At 73.3% G+C, this 973-nt stretch carries 1 protein-coding gene; it reads right to left on the bottom strand.

From position 1 onward, the window contains the following. A partial coding sequence (locus G7A99_RS21265) for a DUF3418 domain-containing protein (protein WP_163143905.1) occupies positions 1–973 on the bottom strand: 973 nt, incomplete at both ends.

The following is a 973-nucleotide window of genomic DNA, read 5'->3' as shown; positions in this document are numbered from 1 at the left end:
ATGAGCTGCTCGCGGCTCATGCGCAGGCGCTCGTCATTGCCGTCCCGGCGCACCCAGCGCTCGAAGCTCGGGCCGTCGACCACCTCCGCCGGCAGGCGCTCATCGTAGAAGGCGCGGAGCACCGATTCGTCGACGAGCACGTCGCGGCGGCGGGACTTCGCCTCCAGCGCCTCCACAGCCTCGATCACCTCGCGGTTGTGGGCCAGGCACGGGGCATGGCTGTCGAGGCGGCCGCGGACCAGGGCCTCGTCGATGAACACCCCCCGCGCGGCGGCGGGGTCCACGCGGGCGAAGTTGACCTTGCGGCGGCTGGCAAGCGGCAGGCCGTAGAGGGTGACATCCTCGTAGCCCGCCACCCGCCGGCGGCGCTCCTGCCAGAAGGGCTCGTAGTACTGGCGGCTGACGAGGTGCGCGGCGACGGACTCGACCCACTCCGGACGCACCTCCGCGACGGTGCGCGCGAACACCCGCGCCGTCTCCACCAGCTCGGCGGCGACGATCCATTTGGGCCGCCGCCGTGCGAGCCCGGAGCCCGGGAAGATCGCCAACGACAGGCCGCGCGGGCCGGTATAGCCGCCGTCCTCCCCGCGCAGGGCCACATTGGACACCAGCCCGGTGAGCAGGGCCTCGTGCAGGGGCTGGTAGTCCGCCGGCTGCTCGTTCTCGCGCCCGCCGCCGCCCTTGAGCAGGTCCCGCAGCTGGCGGTGGACGTCCCGCCACTCGCGCATGCGCAGGTACGAGAGGAAGTGCTCGCGGCACCAGGCGCGCAGCTTGCGCTGGGAGAGGTGGCGCGCCTGCTCGTGAAAGTCGTCCCACAGCCGCACCATCGCGAGGAAGTCCGAGCGCTTGTCCTGCCAGCGCCGGTGCGCCTCGTCCGCGGCCTCCCGGGCCTCCATGGGGCGCTCGCGCGGGTCCTGCACGGATAGCGCGGCGGCGAGGATCAGCACCTCGCGCAGGCAGCCGTGGTCCTCGC

It is taken from the genome of Arhodomonas sp. KWT, assembly GCF_010993615.1.
This window is presented reverse-complemented; position numbering and strand designations above follow the sequence as displayed.